Raw genomic sequence first — 6,395 nt, 5'->3', positions numbered from 1 at the left:
GAACACAAAACCCGCACCACCCTGAAAACCAAAACCCACAAGGGCGAAGGCAGCAACGAACTGCGTTTTGAAGACGAAGCGGATAAAGAACAGGTCTACCTCCATGCCCAGAAAGACCTGGACCTGCTAACGGAAAACAACCGCACGGAAGTCATCAGGAACGACAGTCATCTGACCGTTGGGAGCAGCAGCTTTAGCCATGTGAAAGGCAGTACGCACCACACCATCGATGGAGAAAAGCGTGAACAAACCGGCAAGGATCATAGTTTTAACGTAACCGGCACCCTGCACCTGAAAGCCGGCACCGCCTGGCTCAGTGACTCCGGAACCGAACTGCACATTAAAGCCGGCCAGAAAGCTGTTATAGAGGCAGGTGCTGAAATCACCCTGAAAGCCGGTGGCAGCTTCGTAAAGATCGATCCCAGTGGTGTGGCCATGGGAGGCGCGAGTATCAAGATGAACGCTGGTGGGGCAGCAGGGAAAGGCAGTGGGCAGAAGGTGCAGGTGCCGGAGATGCCAGGGCTGGTAACGGCTGCGGGTGGGGTTGTAGAGCCGGTGGCACTGGCGGAGGTAGGGCAGCGGGCCGATGCGCAACCGGAAGCTCAGATTCGTGCGTTGCGGGAAGGCAAAGCCTTGACCTCCATTTGTCAGGCGGAAGAGAACGCATCGGGAGATGGTGGGGTCGATGTTTGATGTTTTCGAAGGGCCTTCAACAAGCAGTACTCAGGCTCAGGATATTCATTGCGACTACGTTCTTGTCGATGGCAGCAAACGCGAAAATACGGAACGCTGGCTGTACGAACTTGTCGAAGCCCCGGATTACGGCAATCTGTTTGATGGTACAGAATGGGCATCAATTCGCGATGTTGCACCGTTGTTGGTACGCACTGAACCGGGCCATCCGTTGCTGGAACGACTGCTCCAGGAAGGGAAGATCACCGAGTGGGGCTACGGTATCGCCAGCAACGAACCACTGGAGCTGGTAGCCGACCACCTGCGTCGGTTCATCACCGCGTGTCACCCTCTGGGACACAACGTCATGTTGCGGTTCTCCGACCCCACGGTTGCCAGGTTATTGCTGGCACCTTCTGGTCATGGCGGGGTGCCTGAATATTGGGAACCGTTCACGGGGGTGGCGCTCCCGGATGCCCTGTGGGATGGCTGGCATGTTCAGGCCCGCCCGGAATGGTTGCCGGAGGCTGGTGCTGGAACCAACAAAGAAATTACCGCTCCATTCCAGTTGGGTGAACTCACCCTCAGCGGTTTAACGGCCACGGATCTACGTACCACGCTGGTCAAATTGATGCAGCACCTTGAGACCTATTTCCCGGAAAGAGCTGCGTCAGAGATCAGACCGGTTGCGATCAAGGACCTTCGGACCATCATGGAGCAAGCGTTGGCCAATGGCTATGAATCGCTACAGGCCTTGCTCCATTGGTGCACCGTGTACGGCTATCAGGGAGAGCTGTCGCGATGGGAAACAGAGACCCCTGATATTCACGCCCTTTTTTATCGGTGGCCAGGAGCGGCCGCAGAAGCCCAGGCCAGAGAAGCAGCGATGATCGCTATGGCCTCGGCTGCAACCCAAGTGCAAGGAGAGCCTATCCATGGGTAAACAAGTTACGAGCCCCATTGCTGCTGCCGACCGGGCGAGTCTGGCGAGTGCCACCGGACAAGGTGCCTGCCCGCTAACCAGAACGGATATTCAGTTGATTCCGGTACGATACGCTTATGCCGATGAGGCTGCAGAACACCCTTCGTTGAAGCCTGGGTTTAATCTCGAATTTCAGCCGATTGGCATTCGGCAGATACGGGACGGCTACCTGTACTTGTTCCATTCCGATGCCTCGAACATTCTGCATGAATACGAAGTCAAAGACGGCGGCGCGGTCACCAAACGTTTATGGCAAGGTGACGAAGCCGCTCAGGATCAGCGTACCGGCACCCCGGATACACCGGCCATCGTGGTACCTCGCCGTGGGCATATCGATGTCTTTTTCTCGTCCACACAGCTGACCGCAAAAAAATGCAGCATGCTGATGCGCTGGGAAGATTACCGCCGAGAGGTGATGCAGCGAGTGAGCTTATCGGGTTACTGCCCCATCAACGGCAAGCCCCAGTTGTTGAGCAAGGCAAGTCTGGAATCGCTGCTGACCCACCCGGACGCCCAAACCGTGCCCATGGATGGGAAAGCTCATCTCCCCTCATGGTATTGGGCCCAAAACACATTGGATAAAGGATCCGAGCCGTTCGCCCATCGATTACCCGCCTATGATCTGGACCATGCGTACCTTGTGGTTGATGACCTGATGGGCCATATCAGCGACCTGCTGGATGCCTGGGCGATTGTGGATACCAACCATAACGCGTGGCTGGAGGCCGAGGACGCGAAATACTATTCGGCGCGTTTTATCAGCGATCTGATTCGCCTGGATGATGAACGAGTGGCCGAGTTGTCCCGCGCGTTTTCGGAGCAGGTTGAGGATGAAGATGCCAAGGCATTGTTCGAGAAGGTTGCTCAGAGCGGCCGCGAGCAACATGCCCGGCTAAAGCAGTTGATCGAAGACTTCCCGGACTATCAGCAAAGTGTTCGAAAAGTAGCTGGCCCCACCACCTACAGCTACATGCCAGCGGATCGGGAGCGGGTCACCAAAATGCGTGATGCCGCCGACGCGCTGGCAACGGACCTGGGACTGTCACAGCGCGAAGTCCTGAATATCGTTGAGTCCATGGCAGACTATCAATCCAACCTTGTTGACGGCTCCGATTTCGGTGGCGAGCAAGGTATTGCAGATTTGGTAAAGCTGGATGACATGAACGCCTATCTGGAACAGGCTCACCAGCACCTTGCGAAATTCTCCGAGGAAAAACGACGGATCGTCACCGATATCCAGTCATTATTGGCCACCTTTTACCTGCATGGTCACCTGTATGACCGGGAAAGCGACGCCAGTTACATGGCTCTGTTAGGTGTGGATAATGGGCTGATTGCGGTTCTTACAGAATGGGCACAATCCTCGGGCGATTTTTCGTTCCTGAAACAATTCTACTTTGAGGAGGTTGGGCATCAGCATTTGATCTCGCTGGACCTGAAGCCCGAGATTATCCCTGGCACGTTAAAAGACGTTATCGATGGCCTGAAAGCCATTATGGATGCCAGGCACGCTCCTGCAGCATACAAGGAATGGGTTCAACTGGTTGAGCAGAGCCCTTATTTGCAATTTCCATCGCTTTCGGAGGGCGCTGCCGCACAGCTCAGTCATCACCTGGCCCAGCTCAACATTACCGGTCGACTGGCGGTGTTCGAGTTAGTACAGGCGGCGGATGCCGCCGATCTGCATGGGCGGCTGAAGCAAGTGTTCGAACGTATGGATCCCGGGCTGCGCGCCCACATCTTCGAGAACCAGAGGCTGTACCAGATTGATCTGGAGATTGCGGGTGCCGACAGCCTGACCCGGCATGAATCCCTCGTGAAGGAAATCGAACGGCTAGCGAAATTGCGTGAGGAGGTTTTGGACAATGAAAATCGCCTTCAGCAGCGGCATAGCGAGGCCAGTACCCGGGATCGTCGCCGATACAAGCGAGAGTATGACGAACAGATCCGGGCCATCCGTGCTCAAAAGAAAGAGCTGACGAATCAGCTTCGTGAACGAGGCTTTCAACTGATGGATACGTCTCCGGTTGAGGGAGAAAACCACAGCGGGGCCCTCTTGATAGGCGGCTTGACCCGCACCGCATACGGCCGTGCTGTGCAGGCGGAAGTGGATGAGCTGAGACGCCTGAGAGATCGGGGTGGGCTTACCCGCATGATGGATTATGGCCGGGGCATGATCCACGGGCAGGATACGCTGGATCTGCCGAAACGTATTGGAGGCCTGGGTCTGGTGTCGTTTATGGGATTGGTTGGGGCCGTTGGAACATGGGATGCAATCAAAAAATTGACAAATGACGATCCGGATGGCAGCTGGGCAGACGCGTTTTCCGGAGCTACGGGCACAATCGGCGCGGCCGCCAGTGTGTTGACCATCGTCGGCAGTGCCCGCCTGAATTATTACTACCAGGCCATATCCCAGGCCGATGAAGTATTGACGCGGTTGGCCCGGGTGAATGTTTGGGGTGGCACCATTGCGGCGTGGGCTGGGTTTTTCTCGGCAGGTGCTGATGGAATAAAACAGTTCTTTGCGATCGTTGACGCGAATAATAGCGCTGGGGTAAAAACCGGAGCAGGCATTACGCTGGCCGGTGATAGCCTGCTTGGGGCTGGTAGCTGGCGAATGGCCAGAACTGGGTCTGCTGGCATTTACCACGTCCTTCGCAAAACCTCAGCCGATATCACCTGGAAATCGGTCAACCGAGGAATGCTGTCATTGGCTGGTGGCCTGTTTCGGGGATTGAATGTTTACCTGTGGATTGGTACTGCGTTTGTCTGCCTTGGCAACTGGGTACAAAGCTATTTCAGACGTACAGACGTGCAACGTTGGTGTGAACACGGTGCCTGGGGTAAGGAAGCCAAAGGCTGGGGCGCGGATCAGCAACGCCACGAACTGGCCAGGGCCATTTACCAGCCCACCCTGTCTGTGAAAGCAGAACAGTCCGCTCTGGACGGGCGGACGAGCTACTGTGCCTTGCGGCTGGAATTACCCGGGCTGAGTGCACTGGACGCCGATAACATGGAATGGGCGGTACTGAGGCAGGAAGGCACCATGTGGGACCCTGACCACGATTATTGGGCGCAGGCGATCACGAAAAAGAGCATGGGGGCAGCGGGTGTTGCGTTGGAGTTGTCCCTGACCGAAGCCGACCTGGAGACCGCAGATGGGTTCTACCTGGCCTTCCGCTACAAGGCGGCCAATGCCTCGGAATGGTTGCCGGAAGCTGATAAGGCGTATCACTACAAGCTCATATTGCACGAACAGGGCGATTTACCTATGGTCGGAGCCAACGAGGCCAAAAGGTGGCAGCAGGTAAACAGGCTGGATAAGCCCGACCATCGTCTGAACGTCTTGATCATCAAATACCATGCCCTGATAAGCGAACCCAAGAAATTATGACGATGACAAACGCCAACGAGAATTCCTCAACCGTTTTCCCATCTTCTGAGCCGGGCTGGGAACCTGGGGTGCATCGCACCAGCGAAGAGGGTGAGTTACTGGCCCTGAGTCCGGCCCCGGTGGCTACGGGGGAGCGGGCAGTGGATGTGAATGCCTGGATTCGGCGCAAAAATGAAGCTTGGCTGGATTTGCAGAATGGCAATCTGTTGTTTGGCGCAGAGTTTTCCTTAATGTTCTTGAGCCTGAGCCTGTTATCCATTGGGTTTTTAGGCTTTGGCTTTATGTTCATAGTAGGGCCGAACCAGTTTGGTCACTGGGATTGGGAAGCACCACTGTTCATGCTTGTCGGGAATCTTCTTATTTCTTTGCCTTGGGGCCTGTACATGCATTTCCTAGGTAACAAGGCGGTGAAGGAAACACCTCCGGTGAGGCTGAACCGGCAGCGCCGGGAGATCGCCATACCGCGCTGGACCGAAGGAAAGGAGTTCAAACTACCTTTTTGGACAGAAAATACTGCCGGAATTGCGTATATCCTGATCGCATTCACAATAGCTGCAGTTCTGTATGCGCCTATTGGCTTGGAAAACAATCCAGAGGAATACGTTCAACGTGTACGGAGCTACTTGTTGATAGCTCTAATGGTTGAGGTTCTGGTGGTCGGCACCTACCTTTTCATCGCCCTCCGCCTGAAGAAAAAACACGATCCCAAACTCATCTACGAAATCCACCCCTGGGAAAAACTGGTCGCCTACATCGAGACAAAACACAACATGGGCCCCAGCCTGATGGCCACACACACAGTTCTGACCCTGGCGATTCCGAAACCGGACGACCCGGAATCGGCCCTGGCGGCGGCCAGCATCAACGTGGGCCACGAAACCGCCGGCCTGGCCCAGTGGGAGTGTATTCGTCAGTTTATGGAAAACGGCCCCGAGGCCTGCCCGGATCCAAAGGATGATGAAACCCTGGCCCACTACAAAGCCAAGTGCCGTCAGGCCCGCAAAGACATGTCCCTGTTACCCTGGCTGGGCAAGAAAGTGGGTGACTGGTTCTTCCAGCGCTACTTGGCCCACATCATCACCGAACGCCGCATCAAGACCCTGGCCCTGAAGAGCCTGCCCGAAGAACTGAAAGCCTGGTCTGCGCCTCTGCCCCAGGATCAGTGGGCCAAACCATCCGAGGCTCTCCAGAGCCTGAATCAGCAACTTACCCGTGCTTATGAGCGAGGCCTGCGCTTCACCCGGATGGGGCCGGTGTCTGAGTGGCAGGCCGGGCGTGAGGCTAAACAACGGAGCAAAAGGGGGCGTGGTCGTTACCAGGCTTGATCACTGCTCCACAGGCATA

Annotated in this window: 4 protein-coding genes; all 4 read left to right on the top strand. The window is 55.9% G+C overall.

Annotation, left to right across the window (positions count from 1 at the left end):
• Positions 1-693 (top strand): bacteriophage T4 gp5 trimerisation domain-containing protein (locus tag DS878_RS08015; RefSeq protein ID WP_410003463.1); only part of this gene is annotated, 693 nt, incomplete at its 5' end.
• Complete coding sequence (locus DS878_RS08010; protein WP_187298756.1) at positions 686-1,615, top strand: DUF4123 domain-containing protein; 930 nt, start codon at positions 686-688, stop codon at positions 1,613-1,615. The genes DS878_RS08015 and DS878_RS08010, both read left to right, overlap by 8 nt.
• The gene (locus DS878_RS08005) at positions 1,608-5,051 is read left to right on the top strand and encodes a toxin VasX (RefSeq protein ID WP_113815416.1); all 3,444 of its coding nucleotides are present in this window, start codon (positions 1,608-1,610) and stop codon (positions 5,049-5,051) included. Before DS878_RS08010 ends, DS878_RS08005 begins: the two co-directional genes overlap by 8 nt.
• A gap of 2 nt (positions 5,052-5,053) precedes the next feature.
• A complete protein-coding gene (locus DS878_RS08000; RefSeq protein ID WP_113815415.1) occupies positions 5,054-6,376 on the top strand; it encodes a hypothetical protein in 1,323 nt (440 codons plus the stop codon).
• Positions 6,377-6,395 lie beyond the last annotated feature (19 nt).

The sequence above is a fragment of the Marinobacter sp. F3R11 genome, assembly GCF_003318275.1.
In the GTDB taxonomy this organism is placed as follows: domain Bacteria; phylum Pseudomonadota; class Gammaproteobacteria; order Pseudomonadales; family Oleiphilaceae; genus Marinobacter.
The sequence above is the reverse complement of the archived record's forward strand: the minus strand, read 5'-3'. Positions and strand labels throughout refer to the sequence as shown.

What these genes read in the sequence shown, in the direction of transcription:
- DS878_RS08005 (WP_113815416.1), top strand. Translation starts at nt 1,608, where the DNA reads ATGGGTAAACAAGTTACGAGCCCCATTGCTGCTGCCGACCGGGCGAGT.
- DS878_RS08000 (WP_113815415.1), top strand. Translation starts at nt 5,054, where the DNA reads ATGACAAACGCCAACGAGAATTCCTCAACCGTTTTCCCATCTTCTGAG.
- DS878_RS08010 (WP_187298756.1), top strand. Translation starts at nt 686, where the DNA reads ATGTTTGATGTTTTCGAAGGGCCTTCAACAAGCAGTACTCAGGCTCAG.